At 59.2% G+C, this 20,897-nt stretch carries 28 protein-coding genes; 23 read left to right on the top strand and 5 right to left on the bottom strand.

The annotated features are described in order from the left end of the window. Positions 1-175 precede the first annotated feature (175 nt). Positions 176-1,660 carry a sodium/proline symporter PutP gene (putP, locus tag BHD08_RS15550; protein ID WP_125023399.1) on the top strand — a complete coding sequence of 495 codons (1,485 nt, stop codon included), beginning with the start codon at positions 176-178 and terminating at the stop codon, positions 1,658-1,660. A gap of 111 nt (positions 1,661-1,771) precedes the next feature. Here the strand turns inward: putP and BHD08_RS15545 are convergent, their stop codons facing one another. Continuing rightward, the gene (locus BHD08_RS15545) at positions 1,772-2,587 is read right to left on the bottom strand and encodes a DUF1206 domain-containing protein (RefSeq protein WP_122099514.1); all 816 of its coding nucleotides are present in this window, start codon (positions 2,585-2,587) and stop codon (positions 1,772-1,774) included. A 51-nt stretch (positions 2,588-2,638) separates the two neighbouring features. Beyond that, positions 2,639-2,806: a hypothetical protein gene (locus tag BHD08_RS22970; protein ID WP_160128662.1), complete on the bottom strand. Its 168-nt coding sequence runs from the start codon at positions 2,804-2,806 to the stop codon at positions 2,639-2,641. On the opposite strand from BHD08_RS22970, the gene BHD08_RS15540 reads away from it, so the two are divergent. From BHD08_RS15540 to pcaD, 5 genes are all read left to right on the top strand, one after another. After that, entirely contained in the window at positions 2,805-3,647 is an 843-nt protein-coding gene (locus BHD08_RS15540; protein WP_106155553.1) for an IclR family transcriptional regulator C-terminal domain-containing protein, read from the top strand. The two genes, BHD08_RS22970 and BHD08_RS15540, sit on opposite strands and share 2 nt — an antisense overlap. 227 nt (positions 3,648-3,874) lie before the next feature. Then, positions 3,875-4,732 (top strand): CoA transferase subunit A, encoded by an 858-nt coding sequence (locus BHD08_RS15535; RefSeq protein WP_125023397.1) that lies wholly within the window; start codon positions 3,875-3,877, stop codon positions 4,730-4,732. Then, on the top strand, positions 4,732-5,529 hold the full coding sequence (locus tag BHD08_RS15530) for a CoA-transferase subunit beta (RefSeq protein WP_122099517.1): 798 nt from the start codon (positions 4,732-4,734) through the stop codon (positions 5,527-5,529). Before BHD08_RS15535 ends, BHD08_RS15530 begins: the two co-directional genes overlap by 1 nt. Continuing rightward, complete coding sequence (pcaF, locus tag BHD08_RS15525; RefSeq protein WP_125023395.1) at positions 5,526-6,731, top strand: 3-oxoadipyl-CoA thiolase; 1,206 nt, start codon at positions 5,526-5,528, stop codon at positions 6,729-6,731. The genes BHD08_RS15530 and pcaF overlap by 4 nt, the downstream gene beginning before the upstream one ends. 220 nt (positions 6,732-6,951) lie before the next feature. Next, positions 6,952-7,740 carry a 3-oxoadipate enol-lactonase gene (gene pcaD, locus BHD08_RS15520; RefSeq protein WP_125023393.1) on the top strand — a complete coding sequence of 263 codons (789 nt, stop codon included), beginning with the start codon at positions 6,952-6,954 and terminating at the stop codon, positions 7,738-7,740. Between the two features lie 278 nt (positions 7,741-8,018). On the opposite strand, the gene BHD08_RS15515 is transcribed toward pcaD, so the two are convergent. From BHD08_RS15515 to BHD08_RS15505, 3 genes are all read right to left on the bottom strand, one after another. Continuing rightward, positions 8,019-8,834 carry a hypothetical protein gene (locus BHD08_RS15515; RefSeq protein WP_125023391.1) on the bottom strand — a complete coding sequence of 272 codons (816 nt, stop codon included), beginning with the start codon at positions 8,832-8,834 and terminating at the stop codon, positions 8,019-8,021. Positions 8,835-8,969: 135 nt separating this feature from the next. Continuing rightward, entirely contained in the window at positions 8,970-9,680 is a 711-nt protein-coding gene (locus BHD08_RS15510) for a hypothetical protein (RefSeq protein ID WP_125023389.1), read from the bottom strand. 75 nt (positions 9,681-9,755) lie between these two features. Then, the gene (locus BHD08_RS15505) at positions 9,756-10,439 is read right to left on the bottom strand and encodes a hypothetical protein (protein WP_125023387.1); all 684 of its coding nucleotides are present in this window, start codon (positions 10,437-10,439) and stop codon (positions 9,756-9,758) included. Positions 10,440-10,899: 460 nt separating this feature from the next. Between BHD08_RS15505 and BHD08_RS15495 the strand changes: the two genes are divergently transcribed. The 17 genes from BHD08_RS15495 (at position 10,900) to BHD08_RS15415 (ending at position 20,623) form a co-directional block, all read left to right on the top strand. Then, a complete protein-coding gene (locus tag BHD08_RS15495; RefSeq protein WP_014819553.1) occupies positions 10,900-11,115 on the top strand; it encodes a hypothetical protein in 216 nt (71 codons plus the stop codon). Continuing rightward, positions 11,112-11,261: a DNA-binding protein gene (locus tag BHD08_RS15490; RefSeq protein ID WP_125023383.1), complete on the top strand. Its 150-nt coding sequence runs from the start codon at positions 11,112-11,114 to the stop codon at positions 11,259-11,261. Before BHD08_RS15495 ends, BHD08_RS15490 begins: the two co-directional genes overlap by 4 nt. Further along, a complete protein-coding gene (locus BHD08_RS15485; RefSeq protein WP_125023381.1) occupies positions 11,258-11,464 on the top strand; it encodes an Arc family DNA-binding protein in 207 nt (68 codons plus the stop codon). Before BHD08_RS15490 ends, BHD08_RS15485 begins: the two co-directional genes overlap by 4 nt. Before the next feature lie 3 nt (positions 11,465-11,467). Then, on the top strand, positions 11,468-11,806 hold the full coding sequence (locus tag BHD08_RS15480; RefSeq protein WP_125023379.1) for a DUF5447 family protein: 339 nt from the start codon (positions 11,468-11,470) through the stop codon (positions 11,804-11,806). Positions 11,807-11,810: 4 nt separating this feature from the next. After that, positions 11,811-12,584, top strand: coding sequence for a DNA cytosine methyltransferase (locus tag BHD08_RS15475; protein ID WP_125023377.1), 774 nt, complete (start codon positions 11,811-11,813; stop codon positions 12,582-12,584). A gap of 293 nt (positions 12,585-12,877) precedes the next feature. Beyond that, positions 12,878-13,237, top strand: a complete 360-nt coding sequence (locus tag BHD08_RS15470) for a hypothetical protein (RefSeq protein WP_177412686.1) — start codon at positions 12,878-12,880, stop codon at positions 13,235-13,237. A 15-nt stretch (positions 13,238-13,252) separates the two neighbouring features. After that, on the top strand, positions 13,253-13,432 hold the full coding sequence (locus BHD08_RS15465; RefSeq protein WP_008567547.1) for a hypothetical protein: 180 nt from the start codon (positions 13,253-13,255) through the stop codon (positions 13,430-13,432). Beyond that, positions 13,429-13,644 carry a hypothetical protein gene (locus BHD08_RS15460; RefSeq protein ID WP_015277797.1) on the top strand — a complete coding sequence of 72 codons (216 nt, stop codon included), beginning with the start codon at positions 13,429-13,431 and terminating at the stop codon, positions 13,642-13,644. Before BHD08_RS15465 ends, BHD08_RS15460 begins: the two co-directional genes overlap by 4 nt. A gap of 10 nt (positions 13,645-13,654) precedes the next feature. Continuing rightward, entirely contained in the window at positions 13,655-13,864 is a 210-nt protein-coding gene (locus tag BHD08_RS15455; protein WP_038662356.1) for a major capsid protein, read from the top strand. 148 nt (positions 13,865-14,012) lie between these two features. After that, entirely contained in the window at positions 14,013-15,311 is a 1,299-nt protein-coding gene (locus tag BHD08_RS23250) for a virulence factor TspB C-terminal domain-related protein (RefSeq protein WP_256678702.1), read from the top strand. Continuing rightward, complete coding sequence (locus BHD08_RS15445; RefSeq protein ID WP_125023374.1) at positions 15,311-15,637, top strand: DUF2523 domain-containing protein; 327 nt, start codon at positions 15,311-15,313, stop codon at positions 15,635-15,637. The genes BHD08_RS23250 and BHD08_RS15445 overlap by 1 nt, the downstream gene beginning before the upstream one ends. A gap of 12 nt (positions 15,638-15,649) precedes the next feature. Beyond that, positions 15,650-16,828, top strand: coding sequence for a zonular occludens toxin domain-containing protein (locus BHD08_RS15440; RefSeq protein WP_125023372.1), 1,179 nt, complete (start codon positions 15,650-15,652; stop codon positions 16,826-16,828). A 147-nt stretch (positions 16,829-16,975) separates the two neighbouring features. Beyond that, a complete protein-coding gene (locus BHD08_RS15435; protein WP_125023370.1) occupies positions 16,976-18,253 on the top strand; it encodes a hypothetical protein in 1,278 nt (425 codons plus the stop codon). Then, complete coding sequence (locus BHD08_RS15430; RefSeq protein ID WP_125023368.1) at positions 18,253-19,260, top strand: tyrosine-type recombinase/integrase; 1,008 nt, start codon at positions 18,253-18,255, stop codon at positions 19,258-19,260. Before BHD08_RS15435 ends, BHD08_RS15430 begins: the two co-directional genes overlap by 1 nt. A gap of 44 nt (positions 19,261-19,304) precedes the next feature. Beyond that, complete coding sequence (locus tag BHD08_RS15425) at positions 19,305-19,619, top strand: type II toxin-antitoxin system RelE/ParE family toxin (RefSeq protein WP_125023366.1); 315 nt, start codon at positions 19,305-19,307, stop codon at positions 19,617-19,619. A gap of 5 nt (positions 19,620-19,624) precedes the next feature. Beyond that, positions 19,625-19,912 (top strand): DNA-binding transcriptional regulator, encoded by a 288-nt coding sequence (locus BHD08_RS15420; protein WP_125023364.1) that lies wholly within the window; start codon positions 19,625-19,627, stop codon positions 19,910-19,912. A gap of 336 nt (positions 19,913-20,248) precedes the next feature. Further along, on the top strand, positions 20,249-20,623 hold the full coding sequence (locus BHD08_RS15415) for a hypothetical protein (protein ID WP_125023362.1): 375 nt from the start codon (positions 20,249-20,251) through the stop codon (positions 20,621-20,623). Positions 20,624-20,897: the final 274 nt, after the last annotated feature.

The following is a 20,897-nucleotide window of genomic DNA, read 5'->3' as shown; positions in this document are numbered from 1 at the left end:
GGTTGCCGGCCCTTTTTCGTTTGCAGAGGCCAGACCCTGCGAGGGAGAACTTCGCAGTCACGGGCGCGGATGTCAGCGACGCGCTATTCTTGCGCCCCTCGATTGCTCCGTTGCGGGTGCCGGTCGCATCCCGGGCTGTGGCGGAACGTCAGGACCAACAAGGAAAACAAGTCCCATGAACGTCAGCACTCCCACTCTGATCACCTTCGTGATCTACATTGCGGCGATGATTCTGATCGGCTTCATCGCCTACCGCGCCACCAAGAACTTCTCTGACTACATCCTCGGCGGCCGCAGCCTCGGCAGCTTCGTCACTGCGCTGTCGGCCGGTGCCTCGGACATGAGCGGCTGGCTGCTGATGGGCCTGCCCGGTGCGATCTTCGTCGCTGGTCTGTCGGAAAGCTGGATCGCCATCGGCCTGATCGTCGGCGCCTGGCTCAACTGGATCTTCGTCGCCGGGCGTTTGCGTGTGCACACCGAGCACAACCACAACGCGCTGACGCTGCCGGATTACTTCTCGCACCGCTTCGAGGACGAGAGCCGCATGCTGCGGATCTTCTCCGCGCTGGTGATTCTGGTGTTCTTCACCATCTACTGCGCGTCAGGCGTGGTGGCTGGTGCGCGGCTGTTCGAGTCCACCTTTGGCATGCCGTACGAGTACGCACTGTGGGTAGGCGCGGCGGCGACCATCCTCTATGTGTTCATCGGCGGCTTCCTCGCGGTGAGCTGGACCGACACTGTGCAGGCAACGCTGATGATCTTCGCGCTGCTGGTCACCCCGGTGTTCGTCATCCTCGCCCTCGGCGACATGGGCACGGCGATGGCGACTATCGAGGCGCAGAACCCGGCCAACTTCGACATGTTCCGCGGACTGTCCTTCGTCGCGATCATCTCGTTGCTGGCGTGGGGCCTGGGCTATTTCGGCCAGCCGCACATCCTGGTGCGTTTCATGGCCGCTGACTCGATCAAGACCATCCCCAACGCCCGCCGCATCGGCATGACCTGGATGATTCTGACCCTGGCCGGCGCGGTCGCGGTGGGCTTTCTCGGCATCGCCTACTTCGCCGACCATCCGGAGCAGGCCGGTGCGGTCAGCCAGAACGGCGAGCGGGTGTTCATGGAGTTGGTGAAGATCCTGTTCAACCCGTGGGTGGCCGGCATCATCCTTTCCGGCGTGCTGGCAGCGGTGATGAGTACCCTCAGTGCCCAGCTCTTGGTCAGCTCCAGCGCGCTGACGCAGGACTTCTACAAGGCGATGCTGCGCAAGAATGCCTCGCAGACCGAACTGGTCTGGGTCGGCCGCGGAATGGTGCTGTTGATCGCCCTGATCGCCATCGGCATTGCCTCCAACCCGGAGAGCAAGGTACTGGGGCTGGTGGCCTACGCCTGGGCCGGCTTCGGCGCGGCATTCGGGCCGGTGGTGCTGATCTCGCTGCTGTGGAAGCGCATGACCCGCAATGGCGCACTGGTCGGCATGCTGGTTGGCGCCGTCACCGTGGTGGTGTGGAAGGAGTTCATCGGGCTGGGCCTGTACGAGATCATCCCGGGCTTCATCCTCGCCAGCATCGCCATCTATGTCGTGAGCAAGCTGGGCGCCGAGCCGGCCCCGAGCATCGTCAAGCGCTTCGAGGAAGCCGACGCGGATTACCACGCCGGTTGAGTCGGCAGCGCAGGTCGAGCAGCCACGCTCGACCTGCGCTGCGACGTCGCACGCTGAGGCGGTACGCTCAGCGCATCCTGTGTATCGCCTGTCTCTTTGGCCGACCAGGCTTCAATTCGTCACTTCCGACAGATCGATCCGCCGCCAGCGCGCTTCCGCGAAGCTGTATACCGCGAAGGCGAGCATGCCGACACCGATCGCCAGCAGCAGCACGCCGCCTGCGGGCATGCCCTGCAGGGCTTGCAATGCTTCCTTGAGGCCCGGTGGATCGGTGGGCTCATAGCGGCTGCCACCCATGAACAGCAGGCCGGCGATGATCAGAAAGGAACAGCCACGGGCAGCCAGACCGACCCGGGAAACCGGGCGGACCAGCTGCATGGTGCGTTCATCGCACAGGAAGTAGCGTTCGAAATGCGCGCGCCAGGCCTTGATCAGGTGCGCAATGCCGACCCCAAGCGGGATCAGCGCGATCGCCCAGATCAGCCAGTGGGAATGCTCAAGGCCCAGCAGGCGCATCAGGCTGTCGGTCTTGTCACTGCCCGAACCGCCGCCGCCCTCGGAGAAACGATCCAGCCCGCTCACCAGCAGGCTCAGGGTGAACAGTGCGAGCAGCAGGTTGACCACACCGCTGCTTACCAGCCCCGTGCGGATCAGCAGGCCCTTGATATCGTGGCCGTGCCTGTCGGTATCGCCGATGCCCTGGGTCAGTCGCCAGGCCACATGCGCAAGCAGACCGATCACTACCAGCCAGAGCAGCATGCTTCCGAAGGGTTGCCCGAGCAGTTGCTGGACTGCGCCTTTAGTATCTACCGTCTTTCCTGCTCCAATCGCGGCCATGATGGCGAAAAATCCAATGATCACGTACACCACGCCTCGTGCCGCATAGCCACTGCGTGCCAGCCAGATGACCCCGCGGGTTACGTTCATCCACCATCCTCCGTTGTGCCGTGAGAGAGAGGCGCCGTTGCGGCCACCTGTTCAGTAGACGTCCGGCTTGCAGCTCGGTTCGGAGATGGATTCGTCCGCTATAGCCGTATAGGCCGGAATGCTGGCGCTCGCTTTGGCCGCTATGCTGATGACGGGCTGGCGATTATCGGTCGCTGTGCCGATAATCGCCCGAACTGCCAGGTTGAGGATTACTGCCATGACCGATGACCATCGCGTCCATTTTCCGCCGATGGCACCACCCATCATCGCTTCGCCGGCCAAGCGTATCGACGCGCTGACGGGGGATCCCAACTTCATGACATCCTTGGCGCGTGGCCTGGCGGTGATTCACGCGTTTCAGGAGCGCAAGCGCCACCTCACCATCGCCCAGATCAGCCATCGCACCGAGATTCCGCGGGCAGCCGTGCGCCGCTGCCTGCACACGCTGATGAAACTGGGTTACGTCACCACCGATGGACGTACGTACTCGCTGCTGCCGAAGGTGCTGACGCTCGGTCACGCCTATCTGTCGTCGACCCCACTGGCGGTGACCGCGCAACCGATCCTCGACCGGCTCAGCGAGCAGCTGCACGAGGCCTGCTCGATGGCGACACTGGAGGGCGACGAGGTGCTCTACGTGGCGCGCTCGGCGACTCCGCAGCGGCTGATTTCCGTTGATCTGTCGGTGGGCAGCCGGCTGCCGGCCTACTGCACATCCATGGGCCGCATCCTCCTCGCGGCGCTGGATGACGCGGCGCTGGACGACTACCTCGCCCGTGCCGACCTGCAGATCAAGACCAGTCGCACCCTGCATACACCGGAAGCGTTGCGCAGCAGCATCGACGATATCCGTCGTCAGGGCTGGGTCATCGTCGACCAGGAGCTGGAAGTGGGATTGCGCTCGCTGGCGGTGCCGCTCAAGGACTCCGCCGGCCAGGTGCTGGCTGCGCTCAACGTTGGTACCCATGCCGGACGCGTTTCGCGCCAGGAGCTGGAAACCCGCTTTCTACCGGTGTTGCTGGAGGCCAGTCGTGAGCTCAGCACCCGGTTGTTCCATTGACCGCGAAGGTGGCGAGGTCGAGCTTCAAGTCCTTCTCGGAGTGACGGCGCGCCCACGACAGGGGCGCTGATACACCAACGCAGCCTCATTGCAGGTGTTCGAAGCCAGATAGGTATCCGTTCGATAATCGAACGCTATGTCGATTATCGGATTGTGGCGCGGTGGTCGGACCGTTAACGTTTTCCCCAACGCACTCAGCGTACCGAAAACAACACGAGATTCGACTCATGGCTGAATTCCTCTCGCTCCGCGACGCCGTCGAGCGCTTCGTCCAGAACGGCGACACCGTCGCGCTGGAAGGTTTTACTCACCTGATCCCCACGGCTGCCGCCCATGAGATCGTCCGCCAGAACAAGCAGGATCTGACGCTGGTGCGCATGACACCCGACCTGGTCTATGACCTGCTGATCGGCGCCGGCTGTGCGAAGAAGCTGATCTTCTCCTGGGGCGGCAATCCTGGCGTCGGTTCGCTGCATCGCCTGCGCGATGCGGTGGAGAAGGGCTGGCCACAGGCTCTGGAAATCGAGGAACACAGCCATGCGGATCTCGCCAACGCCTATGTCGCCGGAGCGTCCGGTCTGCCGTTTGCGGTGCTGCGTGCCTACGCCGGTTCCGATCTGCCGAAGGTCAACCCGCTGATCAAGTCGGTTACCTGTCCTTTCACCGGTGAGGTGCTGGCGGCCGTGCCGAGCGTACGTCCGGATGTCACCGTCATCCATGCGCAGAGGGCCGATCGCAAGGGCAACGTGCTGATTCGCGGCATCCTCGGCGTGCAGAAGGAAGCGGCATTGGCGGCGAAGCGTTGCATCGTCACCGTCGAGGAGATCGTCGACGACCTCGAAGCACCGATGAATGCCTGCGTGCTGCCAACCTGGGCGCTGACCGCCGTGTGCCTGGTGCCAGGCGGCGCCCACCCGTCCTACGCCCACGGCTACTACGAGCGCGATAACCGTTTCTACCAGTCCTGGGACCCGATCGCCCGTGACCGCGACGCGTTCACCGCCTGGATTGATACCTACATTCGCGGTACCGCCGATTTCGCCGCCTACCGCGCAAAGATTGCCCAGCAGCAGGAGGCCAACTGATGAGCGCTCATCTCGGCAATGACTACAGCACCAACGAAATGATGACCGTAGCCGCGGCGCGCAATCTGGGTAACGGCAGCGTCTGTTTCGTCGGCATCGGCCTGCCGTCCAAGGCCGCCAATCTGGCCCGCCTGACCCACGCACCGGAAGTGGTGCTGATCTACGAATCGGGCCCGATCGGCGCCAAGCCGTCGGTGCTGCCACTGTCCATCGGCGATGGCGAATTGGCCGAAACCGCCGACACCGTGGTGCCGACTGGCGAAATCTTTCGCTACTGGCTGCAGGGCGGACGCATCGACGTCGGCTTTCTCGGGGCTGCGCAGGTGGACAAGTACGGCAACATCAACACCACGGTGATCGGTGACTATCACAAGCCCAAGGTGCGTCTGCCGGGCGCTGGTGGCGCGCCGGAAATCGCTGGCAGCGCGAAGAAGGTGCTGATCATCCTCAAGCAGTCCCATCGCACCTTTGTCGACAAGCTCGCCTTCATCACCTCGGTCGGTCATGGCGAGGGCGGTGAGCACCGCAAGCAGCTCGGTCTGCCGGGGGCCGGCCCGGTGGCGATCATCACCGATCTGTGCATCATGGAGCCGGAAGAAGGTACCAATGAATTCGTGGTCACCTCGCTGCACCCTGGCGTGGCGCGCGAGCAGGTGATCGAGAACACCGGTTGGCAGATCCGCTTCGCCGACACTGTGGCCGTCACCGAGCCGCCGCGTGCCGAGGAGCTGGAAGCGTTGCGCGCCCTGGAAGCACGCACGGCTGCTGCTCATGGTCAGTTGGGAGGTGAGGAATGAGTCGCGACGTATTTATCTGTGATGCCGTGCGCACGCCCATCGGCCGCTTTGGCGGTGCGCTGGCTGCGGTGCGCGCCGACGATCTGGCGGCGATTCCGCTCAAGGCGTTGCTCGAACGCAACCCGGGCCTTGACCCGGCAGCGGTCGATGAGGTCTTCATGGGCAGCGCCAACCAGGCCGGCGAGGACAACCGCAACGTCGCGCGCATGGCTTTGCTGCTCGCCGGTCTGCCGGAGACGGTGCCGGGCGTGACGCTCAACCGCCTCTGCGCCTCGGGCATGGACGCGGTCGGTACGGCCTTTCGTGCCATCGCCAGCGGCGAGCTGGAGCTGGCGATCGCCGGGGGCGTCGAGTCGATGTCCCGTGCGCCCTACGTGATGGGCAAGGCTGATACGGCCTTCGGTCGCACCCAGAAGATCGAGGACACCACCATTGGCTGGCGCTTTATCAACCCGAAGATGAAGGAGTTGTATGGCGTCGACGCCATGCCGCAGACGGCCGACAACGTCGCCGATGAGTGGCAGGTCAGCCGCGCGGATCAGGATGCCTTTGCCCTGCGCAGCCAGCAGCGTGCCGCTGCGGCCCAGCAGGCCGGCTTCTTTGCCGAGGAAATCGTCCCGGTGGTGATCAGGGGCAAGAAGGGCGAAACGGTCTTCGACCGCGACGAGCATCCGCGCGCTGACACTACCGTCGAGGCGCTGGCCAAGCTCAAGCCGGTCAACGGCCTGGACAAGACAGTCACTGCCGGCAATGCCTCGGGCGTCAACGATGGTGCTGCGGCAATGATTCTTGCCAGCGCCGAAGCCGTGCAGAAGTACGGACTGAAGCCGCGCGCCAAGGTGCTCGGCATGGCCAGCGCAGGCGTTGCGCCGCGCATCATGGGCTATGGTCCGGTGCCGGCAGTACGCAAGCTGTGTGAGCGGCTGAACATCGCGGTGAGTGATTTTGACGTGATCGAACTCAACGAAGCCTTTGCCGCGCAAGGGTTGGCCGTGACCCGCGACCTCGGCCTGCCCGACGACAGCCCGAAGGTGAATCCCAACGGCGGTGCCATCGCCCTCGGCCATCCACTAGGCATGAGCGGCGCGCGACTGGTGCTGACGGCAGTCCATCAATTGGAGAAAACCGGTGGCCGTCTCGGTCTGGCAACCATGTGCGTCGGCGTGGGGCAGGGGCTGGCGCTGGTCGTGGAGCGGGTCTGACAGCGAAGCAGTACCGGTTGCGCGCGGGAGCAGTTTCGCGCGCGGAGCCTCGAGCGCAAGCAGGTTGTAGCGGCAGCTGGGCCATATGCGCAGGCGGATTGAGCTCCACCCTCTCGACATGCGAGCGCGTATCAAGCTGCCTGCGTGATTGGCCCACACCTGGTGAGGCACGGCTCTTGAGAGAGCGGCCTGCCGAACATAACGCAAAGTGAGAAGAACAATGCCGAGCGTAAAACTGGCTGATGTCAGCCTGAACTATCGATTCGATGGCGCGGAAAATGCGCCCGTACTGGTGCTCTCCAATTCACTGGGCACCGACCTGCAGATGTGGGACGACCAGATTGCGGCGTTTGCCGAGCATTTTCGCGTGCTGCGCTATGACACTCGCGGACACGGCGGCTCCGGCGTGACGCCTGGTCCCTACAGCATCGAACAGCTGGGCCAGGATGTGCTCGGCATGCTCGATGCGTTCGGTATCGAGCGTTTTGCTTTCTGCGGTCTGTCCATGGGCGGGCTGATCGGGCAGTGGCTGGGCATCCACGCTGGCGAGCGCCTACAGCGTCTGGTGTTGTGCAACACCGGAGCAAAGATTGGCACTGATGACGTGTGGAACACGCGGATAGACAGCGTCCTGGCCGGCCGCGAACAGACCATGCGCGACATGCGTGATGCGTCCATCGCACGCTGGTTCACCGCAGATTTCGCTCAGGCCAACCCGGCGGTTGCGGCACGCATCACCGACATGATCGCCAGCACCTCACCGGACGGCTACGCCGCCAATTGCGCGGCGGTGCGCGACGCCGACTATCGTGAGCAGCTTGCCACGATCAAGACACCGACATTGATCGTTTGCGGCGCCAAGGACCCGGTGACGACCGTCGAGCACGGCGAGTTCATCCAGGCCAATATCCCCGGCGCCGAACTGGTCGCCTTCGAGGCTGCGCACCTATCCAACGTCGAAGCTGGCGATGCCTTTACACAGCGAGTGCTGACGTTCTTGCGCGGCTGAGTACGTTGATGGGCTAGCAAACTGACGATGAAGCCCCTTCGTAGCCGAACTCAGCCCATCCGCAGGCACAAATGAAAAGGCCCCGCGCATAAGCAGGGCCTTCGATGACTGGAGCGGGCGAAGGGAATCGAACCCTTTTGCTTAGTGTGTCGTTTCGGCTCAAAGCGTGTCGTTATGCGGTTTCCGGGCTAAACCGCCTGCTCGTTTCGTCGCTATTCGGCACAGTGTTTTCGACACTTTATCGACAGTCGCTTTGCCTAATAGCCGGTACCGGGTTGCTAGGCTTCAGGCTGGGTTGTCGCTTTTTCTAAGCTTCGCTTGATTTCATGTCTTATCAATAGATGCTGGTTGAAAAAAACGTATTCTCGTTTTGCTTCGGTTTGAATTAGCGTCAACTGTGAATTGCCTGATTTTAATAGAATATTTGCAGTGCCTGTGAATTGGCCGCTTTCAATGGCTACAGGTTGTTCGTTCTTTAGCTTATCGTATCGAAGGATTCCAGCGTAATAAGAAAACGCTAGTGTAATGGCAGTTCCAAAATAAATTGCTGCTTTAGTGGCTTGACGCCTATAGGCAATTCTTTTTTGATCTCGAAGGCGGCTAATTACTGTTGAGGGCGACCGAGCAAGAAACCCAAATTTAAGGGCAATGGCTGTGATTGCTACTAATAAGTATAACCAAGTAGTTTCGCCAACTCTTGTATACGTTAACTCTAGGTAGGAGAAGTTGAATAGGATTAGAAAAGTAAGTATCAGCATTGTGTAGTATGCTGGATTTTCGTACTTTATGGATTCTTTATATAGCTTTACTGCGGACCGGCTGAAGTGGCCCGGCCAGTGTTTTCTCAGTTGCAATGAGAATGCTGCTAGTGTGTGGCCTCCAGCAAAAAAAAGTTGAGATGCTATGAATGCTACGACCCTTGAGATCGTGTAGCAGAGCAAAAAATAAAATGAGAAAGTGGTAATAAATGCCGGAAAAAAATCAAGTGTAACTACGGACGCTATCTCAAACGGAACGCTCGACATGAAGCCAAAATAATGAGCGGATGCGAGGGAGAAAGCGACAAGTAATGGTTGGCCAATGGTCTTGATCAACTCCTTGTTTCGTTCAAATAGATCCGCAACATTAAACCCCGTAGGGGCGATTGTTTTATTGTTGGCGACCTTTCTTAGTCGGCTTAAGATGTCAGCTCTTCTATGTGGTCGCACTAAACTGTCCTAATTTACTTTCTAGGGAAGGTAGTTGTTTTCAGCGGCACACGCTGGTTCATACCGGCTGCACATCTTCTTAAACGCAACCTTCGCACCCTTACGGCAGTCACGGTAGACCAGGGAGCCGCGTTTGTAGTTTTGGCACACGCTGTTGTAGTCGATCTGGCCGTTAACCACTGTCCACTCAAACTGGCCGCTGATGCGCTGCTTGTTGTGGCCGTTCTCCCAGCTCCAGTCGCTGAGGTTAGTCTGGCGGGAAACTGAGCGCTTTTGCGTGCTGTTGATGGAGCTGGCAGCGTAGTAGCGGGCCGGGGGCGGCTGCATCGTGTTGGCGACGGGGCGGGGCGTGTAGTTGCTATCGTTGAACGATGTTTGGCGCTGCTGTAGAGCTCGGGCGGTGCCTTCTTCGAACCAGTCGATTTCTTCCTGGGTCAGCGGCCGCTGCTGGGATGCTGGTGCTTGTTCTGCTGCTGGGGATTCGTAGCTTGCAACGGAAGGCTGGCTAACCGGCTGCATGGGCTGCGCTGGCTCTTGGTTAAACCAAGGCTTGCCGCCGACATGGATGCCTTGCTTGATCTGGGTTACATCCAGCACAACCGGGTTGCCGAATGTGAATGCGAGTGCCGATAGCACCGCCGAACCGATACCCAGGATTGCCAGGAACCGCCAAGGGCTAGGTTTCTTTCTGTTACGTAGATATTCCGGTGCATCATCCCAATCTGATCTCATCACGCCTCCTTGCTCAGTGATCGGGGTTGTTAAATAAATCTGTCCCCTTTTTCTCCGTCCCCTTTTTCTCCTTTTTTAAACTACTAAATGCTCTTTATCTATTTTATCTTTGTAGGCGATATGTAACGTTTCTAAGTAGCAATGTCCAATGTTCGTAATCTCGAAGCTCACGTTGATCTTGCTTTCAGCAGGCTGCGATAGCCCGAAGGGCTTTACTTCAACCATTTCTATTTTTCGTTTCACGATTCTGTGTGCTACTAACTCGTCGCCCAAATGATCTGTAAGTGTATAGCTATTGTGGTGGGCGTGCATGAACATGTGTATCGTTGATAGTTTTATATAGTTCGTGAGCTGAATTTGGTCTTTAAATACGCCGTATTCAATATCTCCTTTGATTAGCCGTCGTAAGGATGTTCCTATGATTGCCGCTTTTTGATCTGACTCTGCGCTATCGATTGCGTCCAATATTTCCTCTAGAAACTCAGCCCTTTCCTCGTCAGACAGCCGTGCTGCAAAATTCGTCGAGTCCTCGTCATTTACGTCGTTGCTTGCAGCCTCAAGGAATGCGTTGACTTTTTTTCTTAACTTTACTTTTTTAAAGCTTTTAAATGTTTTGTATATTCCATGTGCTGTTGATATCACAGGAACTGAACTAAGCACTTCATTATCTAGGGAAGTATCAATCGCTAGCTCGGCGTATTCAGCGAGCGGGAAATCCTTAAATACTTTTATAATTGAGAGGGATTTTTCCTTATCCATTTGACGCCTCAAATACTATTCCATTAACGGGCATACCATCGCCTAGCTACTTCCGTTGTAATCGCTATCCCGCGTTTTGACTGGGCAAGTTTGAGTGTGCTTCTTCGTAGCCAGGGGATATCTGCCCTTTTGTGGGATCGACCTCACCCTTCCAAAGCCAAAGCTCATATTGAGGAAAGGCTTTCAGCAGCTCCTCCATATCTTCAATGCGGGCTTTCACCTTGCGATTTGTCGCTACGGTCTGCCATCGCTGTCGCTCAGTGATAGCGGTGGTTTCGGCTAGCTTGGTTGCGCCTAGGTGGCGAACAAGCGTTCTAAGCCGCTCTTCTATCATTCCTAAAAGCTCTAAAAAATGATGAATAATTTATTGATAAATAGTTCATCACTGATAGCATTTGCCTTGTGATAAATAATTCATCAGCGCTTGGGCGCTACTGCCACGAATAGTGACGGAACGAGCATGGAACTGGAAGAGCTAGAACCTTCAAAGCTGATCGCCCCACAGCAGGACGTGGAAACCGTTGAAGCCTGGGCGGAACGCAACGGCCTGACCTGCTCCATGGCTCGCGCCTGGGTCTACCGGGGCGTCCTCCCCACCGTAAAGCTCGGCAAGCGCCGCATGATTAACAGTGCGCTACTGCGTAGCTGGCTGCTGGAGCAGGAGTGGACCGCATGAATCCTCCTCTCTATACGCAAGCCGCATTCGCCGCTCTGGCCGGTGTGTCCGTCGATATGGTCGCTGGCTGGGTCAGGTCTGGCGCCGTCGAGAGCGTGAAGCTGGGCAAAACCCGTCTGGTGCGTTTTCCGGGGGTGTGCCAATGAGCTGCACACACCCGCAATTCAAGCTGCGCATGCCTGCTGCACTCCGCGCCCAGGTCGAACGGTCCGCTTGGGCTGCACGCCGCTCCCTGAACGCCGAAATCGTCATCCGCCTGGAAGCGTCCTTCGCCCAGGTTGCGCCCAGCACCAATGCACAGGAGCGCTCCGCATCCGCGCCGTCTACGGAAAGCCAGGGGAGGGGATGACCTATGCAGAAGCCGGCCAGCTATCAACGCCTTCCGCACGCCCAGGACTGCGACTGCTCTGTCTGCTGGTCCAGGCGCGAAACGGCGAAACCCGCTCCCTCCCGGTCCACACCATGCGCCCAATGCCGCCCCGCATATGCTCGGCCGATTCGCACACTGCAAATGGGCTGCGTCGGTGGAAACTGGAAGCCTCTGCTCTCGGACTGGAAAGTGGAACCGGCCTTTATCTGCGAGAAGCACACGCCACCCGAGCGCCCCGCGAAGTGGTGGAGCGTTATCTACGACTCGGGCAAGCCAACGCCCTTCGTCCCGATTCACGAACCGTTCGAGCTGGTGGGGTGATGGCATGAGACAGCCAACTGCTCTCGTAGCCTGCGAGTTTTCCGGGCGGGTTCGTGATGCGCTGACCCGCGCCGGGTTCTACGCCGTCAGCTGCGACCTGCTGCCATCCGAAACCGAAGGCGAGCACATCCAGTGCGATGTGCTGGAGATGCTCGACTGGGGCTGGGATCTGCTGATTGCCCATCCGCCCTGCACCGACCTCGCTACCTCAGGTGCCCGCTGGTTTCCCGAGAAGATCGCTGATGGTCGCCAAGAGCGCGCCCTGGACTTTGTGCGCGAGTTGCTTGCTGCGCCGATCCCTTTCAAGGCGCTCGAAAACCCGAAGTCTGTTATCTCCAGCCAGATCCGCAAACCGGACCAGATCATCCAGCCGTGGATGTTCGGTCATGGCGAACGCAAGGAAACCCATTTCTGGCTCCAGAACCTGCCGCTCCTGGTACCGACCGAAATCGTCGAGGGACGCGAACCGACTGTGCATCACATGGCACCCGGACCAGATCGCTGGAAGAACCGCTCGCGTACCTATCAGGGCATCGCTGACGCGATCGCCACGCAGTGGGGCGGCTACGTGTTGAGCCAGCTCGCCAGCCCCGCGCGACCTGTCCAGGTCCAGGGCCGCGCTCCCGGCTCGTCGGATCACGCTTCACCGATCCGGCGAACGGAAGCACGGGCGGAGCGCACCCTTGACCCTGCACGAACCGAAACAGCCTCCGCTCGTGAGTGCGGGAGCGCTTTTCCCTCCCGCGCTCCCGAGCCCTCGGCGGCGAGAGTGGGATGACAAGGGCGAAGCCCTTGGTGTTTAGAGAGTGAGGTTTATTAATTAATTTTGTTTTGAGCGTGGAGTGTAAGTGTCGATTCGTCGCTATTCATGCCAATAAACCACGCAACATGATAATTCCTTGAGTATGAAAAAAGCCTGTTTCAAGCGCGTATAAATAGAGCTACGAATTAACCCGCAAGCCAAGTAACAAGCCGGTCGCAGTGAAATTGCTTTTTCACTCGCTCGGGATCGCTCGGCCTGCAGAAAGCAAAGCAGCGCAATAAAGCGCAACTAGAGAGAGGAAACACAAGATGGCACGTTCGACTATGGAAGTTGCATTTCTCGGCACTCAACGTTTCGACGGTGAAGCGGGCCAGAAGTACATCAAGGTCTTCTACGGCGATGAGCCGGACGGCAAGACCGAACACGGCCTGTCGATCATCGGCATGGCAGCAGCGGACGAAGTAGCCGATGAAATCTTCGCAGCCGGCGCGCAGTTCGAGCCGCTGCAACTGGTGCGCATCCACTTCGAAATTGCGCGTGGTGGCCAGAACAAGGGCAAGAATCTGGCGCTCCAGCTCGAAGCCGCCCAGACCCGCGCCGCTGCCGAAACCCCGCGCACCCCAGCTCAACCCCAGGCCAAAGCCGGCGACCCGGCCAAGGCCAACTAACCGGGAGGGGCGGCCATGCTGATCGATGACCGGGTGTATTGCGACTGCTGCGGAAACGACATGGGCAAGCTCATGGCGCTGCCCGCGCCGCAAAGCGACCTGCTGCCCGACCTCAGCCTGCCGCCCCACTTCGCCGTCTGCCCCGACTGCGAACCCTCCGAACAAACCGCCGACCTCGAGCAGGCCGGCGAATGAATTTCCTCGCCTGTGACGGTGACTGGCTGCAAGGCGCCGATGGCTCGCCCATCTGCTCCGGTTCGCTGGTCGCCCTCACGGTCGAGGAAATGCAAAGCCTCTACGGCTCTGCACTGACCTGGGACCAAGTCTCCGAGCTGCAAGGCGAAGCGATTGTTCTGTTCGCCACCGTGTTCGGCTTCCTGGTCCTGAAAAAAGCCCTGAAACAGTGAGGTATCACCCATGCAACTGAACAAGCACTTCATCAAGAAAATCGGCCTCGGCGCTGCCGTTGCTCTCTCGGCTGCTGCCGGCTCCGTCTACGCGGCAGTCCCGGCCGAAGCCACCGCGGCGCTGGATACCGCCGGCACCGACGTCGGCACCATCGGTTGGGCGGTCTTCGCCGTGATCATCGCCGCGATGGCGTTCAAGTACATGCGCCGCGCCCTGTAACCGGGTTTGCGCACTGCATGTGCCGAAGCAAACAAACCCCGCTCCGGCGGGGTTTTCTCTTCCAGGGAAACGCCATGAGCTACGAACTGTACGTCCTGATCCTCACCACCCTGGCGTTTTATCTCGTGTTTTTTGGGCGGGTGTGATCATGCGATCAATCTGGATCTGTGCGCTGTTCATCGCTGCGTTAGTGCCAGGACTAGCAGGGGCTGAAGAGTTCTTCTGGCGGGCGAACTATGCGGGCGGTATACCCAAGCCAACGCCACTTGAGTCATGCAAAGCAGCGAACAGTAATGTCAGCTACGTCAGCAAAGTCGACGACACGCGCTACAACTGTCACCAATACAATGGCCCGGTTCTTTTTCAAACGCTTCGTTATGCGATCAATTGCACCACAGCTCAGCGGTGGGATTGGGATCTCGGGCGCTGCGTAGATGCGCCAGAACCCAGCCAATGTGAGACCACGAACGGCCAGACAGTCAGCCACGAACACCTGATGAAGGCCTCAGTAGGCCAGCCGACTATTGACCCTCCGGGGTCTGTTTGCGGCAACGGTTGCCAGTACGCCTTCACCTATACACCGGCCTCCAACGTCTACGTCTATACCAGCGGCAATCCGCCAGGCGTGTTCGGTGTTTACAGCTACACCGGCAACGGAATCCAGTGCAGCGAAAGCACCTTGCGGACACCGGGCAACCCTTCTGAGGGTGACACCCAGGACCCCGACGATACGCCCCCGCCCGAGGATGGCGACAAGTGCCCAGAGGGGTACATCTACAACGGCACCTTCTGTTCACCGGATACACCGCCGACTGATCCTACGGACCCAACCGACCCGACCGACCCCACGGACCCGAGCGATCCTGGCGATGGCTCAGATGATGGAGGGTCGGACGGTGGCTCTGATGGTGGTGGCTCGGGTGACGGGGATGGTGACGGCGGCAGCTCTGGTGAGGGCGATGGGGATGGCGACGGCTCGGGCGGTGATGGTGGCAATGGTTCAGGTGATGGCGAGGGCGATGAGGAAGCTGACGAAGATAAGTCCAGCGTCGGCGGCGAGCCCTGCGATGCAACCCTGAGCTGTGAAGGCGACGCGGTTCAATGCGCGATCCTCCGCCAGCAAAAGGAGCTGCGCTGCCACGCCGAGGAACAGGCCGACTTCGAAAAGCACAAGCCGGCCATCGAATCCGCCGTCCAGGGCGACAAGTTCAAGCTCGAGGAAGGCGCCGAAGTCCAGCTGCCGTCCTTCATCAACCAAGGCACTCGCTTCCTGCCGGCTACGTGCCCTGCCGCCGAAAGCTTCAGCCTGCGCACCGGTGGCGGGCGCTCCTTCCAGATCAGTTACGAGCCCCTTTGCCGCGCCGCCAGTGACCTGAGCGGCCTGTTCGTGGCTGTGGCTACCGTTCTCGCTGCCCTGTATGTGGGTCGCGGCGTAGGAGGTCAGTAATGCAGTTTCTATTCATCGTGCAGATGCTCGTCATCATCCTCGGCCCACTGGTGAAGATGGTGCTGAAGATGATCGGTTTCGGCTTCGTCACCTACTTGGGCTTCAATCTCATCATTGGCCAGGCGCAGGACTACCTGTTCGGGCTGATGGGTGATGTCGGGCCGGTGATCCAGGGCGTTCTCGGGCTGGCCAAGTTCGATGTGGTGGTGAACCTGTACTTCGCCGCCATCTCGACGCGCTTCATGCTCGCCGGGATCGACAAGGCCACCGACCGTCGTCGCAATCAGGTCTGGCGCAAGCCGGGCGGCACCTCCATCGACGCATAAGGAGGCGCCGTCATGCTCGTTATCCGCACCGGCAAGCCCGGCCATGGCAAGACCCTGAACACCATCCGCGAAGTGGACCAGAAGGCCCACGCCGAAGGCCGGGTCGTCTACTTCCACAACATCAACGGCCTCAAGCCCGATCAGCTGCAAGCGCAGTGGTTCGAGTTCGAAGACCCCGAGAAGTGGTTCGAGCTGCCCAATGACTCGATCATCGTCGTCGACGAGGCGCAGGGCTGGTTCGGCTCGCGCGATCCACGGGCGCGGCCACCGGAGCACATCACCCGCTTCGAGACCATGCGCCACCAGGGCCACGAAGTGCACCTCGTCACCCAGGACCCGCGTTATCTCGATGTGCACCTGCGTCGGCTGTGCAATACGCACATTCACTACTGGCGCGTCTTCAAGTCAGCCCAGCTGCTGCGCTTCGAGTCAGAAGTGGTGGTGGAAAAGGTCGAGCTGAAGACCAGCTTCAAGGATGCCGACAAGAAGTCGCTGCGCCTGGATAAGCGCTACTTCGGCGCGTACACCAGCACCAACGCCAAGCACCACTTCCAGGCCAAGGTGCCGACCAAGTTCATCTTGGCCATCTGCGTGCTGATCGGTGCGGGCATCCTCGTCTATCGCGCCTATGAGCGCTACAACGCCGAGAAAGTCGCGCTCGAAGTCACCAGCAGCGCGCCGGCCGGGAGCATGGTCGATCAGGTAAGGGATACGGTCGGAGCCTTCATCCGGCCAAGCGCCTCCGACGCCGAACAGGCCGCGCCGCTCACCGTTGAGCAGTACCTGGGCAGGCGCGTACCCAGGGTGCAGGACCTGCCGGCATCGGCGCCGGTGTATGACGGCCTGACCGGCCCGCAGACCTTCCCCAAGCCTGTGTGCATCGCCACCACCGACCGCGATCTGATCGCCCGCAATTACAAGCGCATGCAGGTCGGTGACAGCGATGAAGGGCTGACGGGGTGTCGGTGCAACACCCAGCAAGGCACGCGCCTGGAAGTGTCGTTCGGCTTCTGCATGTCGGTCGTGCAGAACGGCTACTTCGACGACACCAAGCCCGACCGTGGCTCGCCACAGGACCAGCGCAATCAGCAGCCACCACCTTCCACCTCGCCGGCCTATCAACCGAGCCAGCAGCAAGCCGGAACCACCGTCACGCGGGTGCCCTATGAGAAAGGCCGTTTCCTGTGGTGATGACCGTCAGCGCGCGTGCGCTCCGCGCTCTTTGCACGCGCGGCGAGGCACGAGCCGGCGTGCAAACGCGCGCGCTGACGTCCCTGTAACACGTCAGATAAACCCAACTGAACAGTGTCAATTCGTTGCAATTTGGAGCAGAAGAAGATGAGCGTTAAAGACCAGATTCGTGTTGATCAGAACTTTCAGGAAACCCCAATCGGGCGGCTGTTCTTCGATAGCCATTCGGCCAAGCTGACTGACCTGTCAGGCGTTCGCTTGCTCCGTTGCGGCGTCGATACGGTCCGCCAGCTGTACCGAGGACTGATCCGCCCGGAAATCATGGCGCTGTTCGAGAAGCCGGGCGTTATGGTCGAGTTCGCCGGGGAGTTCTGGCACGCCGGACGGGTAGGGCGGGACTCGGGCTACCAGTACAAGCTGCAGAACGCTGACCTCGGGTTCATCCTGCTCATCAAGAACTTCAACGCGAAGCTTGAGAACATCGGCCCACATCTGAAAATCGAGGTGTCACCGCACGCGATCGACGCACTGTCGCCTGAGCGTTTGCAAGAGCGGATGGACTACTACGCCGCGGCCGTGATGACACACCGCGAACGCAACCAGTGCGCTGTCCATCTGGCGTTGGATCTCCAGGGCTGGAAGCCTCCGGTGGATCTGGTGGCACGCCTACACTGTCGCGCGCGGACGCACCGGGATATCTCGGGTATCAACGAGATCAACTGGGCGACCAAGTCCAGCGTCTACGGTCGTGGCGAAACATCCATGTTTGGCTCAGCTGGGGGCGTTCAGCTCTGCATCTACAACAAAACAGAACAGGCCCGCGCGACCGATAAGCTCGACTTCTGGGAAAGCGTCTGGCGTCGGCGTGATTCGTTCGATGCGGCCGATCCTGATAACTACGATCCTGAGGCGGACGTCTGGCGGGTCGAGCTGCGCTATCACCATTCGGTCATCCAGCAGTTCGCCAGCGGGTCGATCAGTGCCAAGACCGGCGAGGCCATTGAAACGGATTCGTTTGCGGCGTTCTCCGCCCATTTGGACGGCCTGTGGCGCTACGGTCTGTGCCAGTTCAAGTTGCTGCATCGGCCAGGGCAGTACGAACCGATCTGGACGCTGATGCGTGATGACGTGCGGGTCGATGTGGCGGTCGATTCCCTGGTCGATGAAACGGAATACAAACGCTACTACAAGACCTCAAGGGGCTTCTCCGGCAAGAACGTGGAACTGTTCCTGGGAAACTTCGTAAGCCTGCTGGCACGGGAGCGAGTGGGCGCTAAAACCGCATTTGATCGACTGAAGGAATGGGAATGCTGGCCGGTCATTCGTGACCACTACGCCGCCAAGGATATGAGCGAGCGTGATCTGTACAAGCACATCAAAACGTTGCTTCAAGAGCGCCATGTTCGATGGGGTAGAGCAGTCTGATGGCGATCCAGCAGCTCTCTGACGGTCGCTGGCGGGTCGATGTTGAGCCGGTCAAGGGCAAGCGGTTTCGCAAGACGCTGAAGACCAAGGCCGAGGCAATGCGCTTCGAGGCGACCTGTCGAGCCAAGTGCAGCGAATCGAACGATTGGGCACCGCGGCCAAAGGATAAACGCAGGCTGTCAGAGCTGGTCGGGCTGTGGTTCGATCTCCACGGCGTCTCGCTCTCCGATGGCGTTCGACGTGTGGCGATCCTGCGGGCGTGTGCAAAGGCGATGGGCGACCCGATAGCTCGTATGGTCGATGGCGCGAAGATCGCCGCCACACGCGCGCGTTGGATGTCAGCAGGCGTCACCGGCAAGACAGCGAACAATCGCCTTGGCTACCTGAAAGCGGTTTACAACGAGCTGCACAAACTCGACGTGATCGATTATCCCTGTCCGTTCACACGTATTCGCCCGGTTCGGCTGCAAGAGCGGCCCTTGGCCTACCTGACCAAGCCGCAGATATCCGAGCTGCTCGATGCACTCCAGGCGCGGACCACGTCTCCACATCCGGCGATGGTGGCGCGGATCTGTCTGGCGACCGGGGCGAGGTGGGGTGAGGCTCAAGCACTTCGACCGGAGCGGATTCGAGGCAATGCGTTGGTGTTCGCTAATACCAAGTCGAAGCGGGTGCGGATGGTCCCGGTAACGCCCGAGCTGGTGGCGGCGATCAAGAAGCACTGGCAAACCTACGGGCCGTTCACCAACTGCATTGGCGTGTTTCGGCTGGTCCTGCTCTCGACCTCGATCAAGCCACCACGCGGACAAGCAAGCCACATCCTGCGGCACACGTTCGCAGCTCACTTCATCATGGGCGGTGGCCATATCGTGACGCTGAAAGAGATCCTGGGTCATGCCTCGCTGAACATGACAATGAGGTATGCCCACCTCGCGCCTGAGCATTTGAACGATGCGATCAGGTTAGGGCCGTTGGCCGGCATCACGTTACCGCTCGCCTGCCAGTAATCGAATCAATTGAAGGAGGTGCGCCACTGGCGTACTATTCGTTTATGATCTTTATCGAGACACCGATCTTCACCAAGCGCCTGCGGGATCTGCTTAGCGATGACAGCTACGCGGAGTTTCAGCGGCAACTGGCTGACCGGCCGGACATGGGCGATGTGATTGAAGGTACTGGCGGCATTCGCAAAGTTCGCGTTGCGTCTGGCGGTCACGGCAAGCGAGGCGGGTCCAGGGTCATCTACTACCACTTCACGGTGGCTTCGCAGATCGCATTACTGCTGATCTATCCGAAGAACGAGAAGGACGACCTGACGGCAGACGAGCGCAAGGTGCTCAAGCAAATCATCGAACGGTGGAGGTAATCACCATGAGCAAATTCTTCGAAGACCTTCTGGAAAGCGTCCAGCAGATGGACGAGATTCACCGTGGCGAACGTCAGCCCTCGCGGGAATTCGTCGTGGACTCGCTGCAGGTGAAGGAGATCCGCAAGGCAACTGGTCTGACCCAGGCCAAATTCGCAGCGATGATCGATGTTCAACTGGGTACGCTGCGGAACTGGGAACAAGGTCGACGCGAGCCGACCGGACCGGCAAAGGCGCTGTTGCGCGCAATTCATAACGATCCGAAGCACGTCATCCAGGCATTGTCCGCTTAAGCCTGGAGAGTGATGAATATTTAAACTTTACTCAACTGTAACGTGTTGATTTATATGGATAATACTTTTCCATCTCTATTCTTCTCATAAAATATTTATATATATCAATGAGTTAATGGCGCGGTTGTCGGACTGTTCAATGTTTTTTTGTGATGATAAAGTGCCATCACACCTAAGCAAGGAGCGACAACATGAGCGTCATCTATCGCGCAAAATGTCTGGATTGCAAACACGAGTGGACTAGCAAGGCGGGGTACGGAACCCCTAACGCGTGTCCTAAGGCCGTGTGCCGAAGCAAGCGAATCCAAATCAGCCCGATTGGTTGAGATATCCTGCATGAATGATCAGGATGATCCACTTCCATCTCAGGAGTTCTTCTCAAGCTTCAGCCTCAAAGATGCTTGGGAAGACATGAAAGGCGAATTCCAATCAGGCACTACTAAGTCAAAAGCGACTGCCACAGCAAAGCTTCTGGGTAAAACGCTTTGGAATGTCGGGCGGCATGTGGCAAAGAATGCACCTGCTCACCTCGCTAAGGCCAAAGAGTCTCTGGAGCGGGAAAAGGCTGAGCAGGAGCAGAGAAAGCGTAGTCTGGCGAGAAAATCGAATGCTGAGCTAATCGAGATCGTCAAAGCCGGCGGTGACGATCTAGAACGTAGGCTGGCTTACAGCATCTTGAAAGAGCGTAAAGAGGCAAACGAGCGTGCCTAAAACACGTAATACAGCTTTTCGTTGATTTATCCTCAATCGCCTTTTCGACACTTCTTCGACACCACCAAAAGCCAGAAACGAAAAAGCCCTGTAAAAACAGGGCCTTAACGTTAGGTGTCTGGAGCGGGCGAAGGGAATCGAACCGTTATTCGGGGGGCATAGCAGCTTACAAGGGGCTGCCGATGCGCATGCAATAATTTTTTTTGCAAAATCAGAAAGTTACTTTCACGTCAGACCAAAATGAACTTGCATCTGGTTGCAGGTCACTCTAGCA

Source organism: Pseudomonas sp. SCT (assembly GCF_003864275.1).
Lineage (GTDB): Bacteria > Pseudomonadota > Gammaproteobacteria > Pseudomonadales > Pseudomonadaceae > Stutzerimonas > Stutzerimonas stutzeri_AE.
The sequence above is the reverse complement of the archived record's forward strand: the minus strand, read 5'-3'. Positions and strand labels throughout refer to the sequence as shown.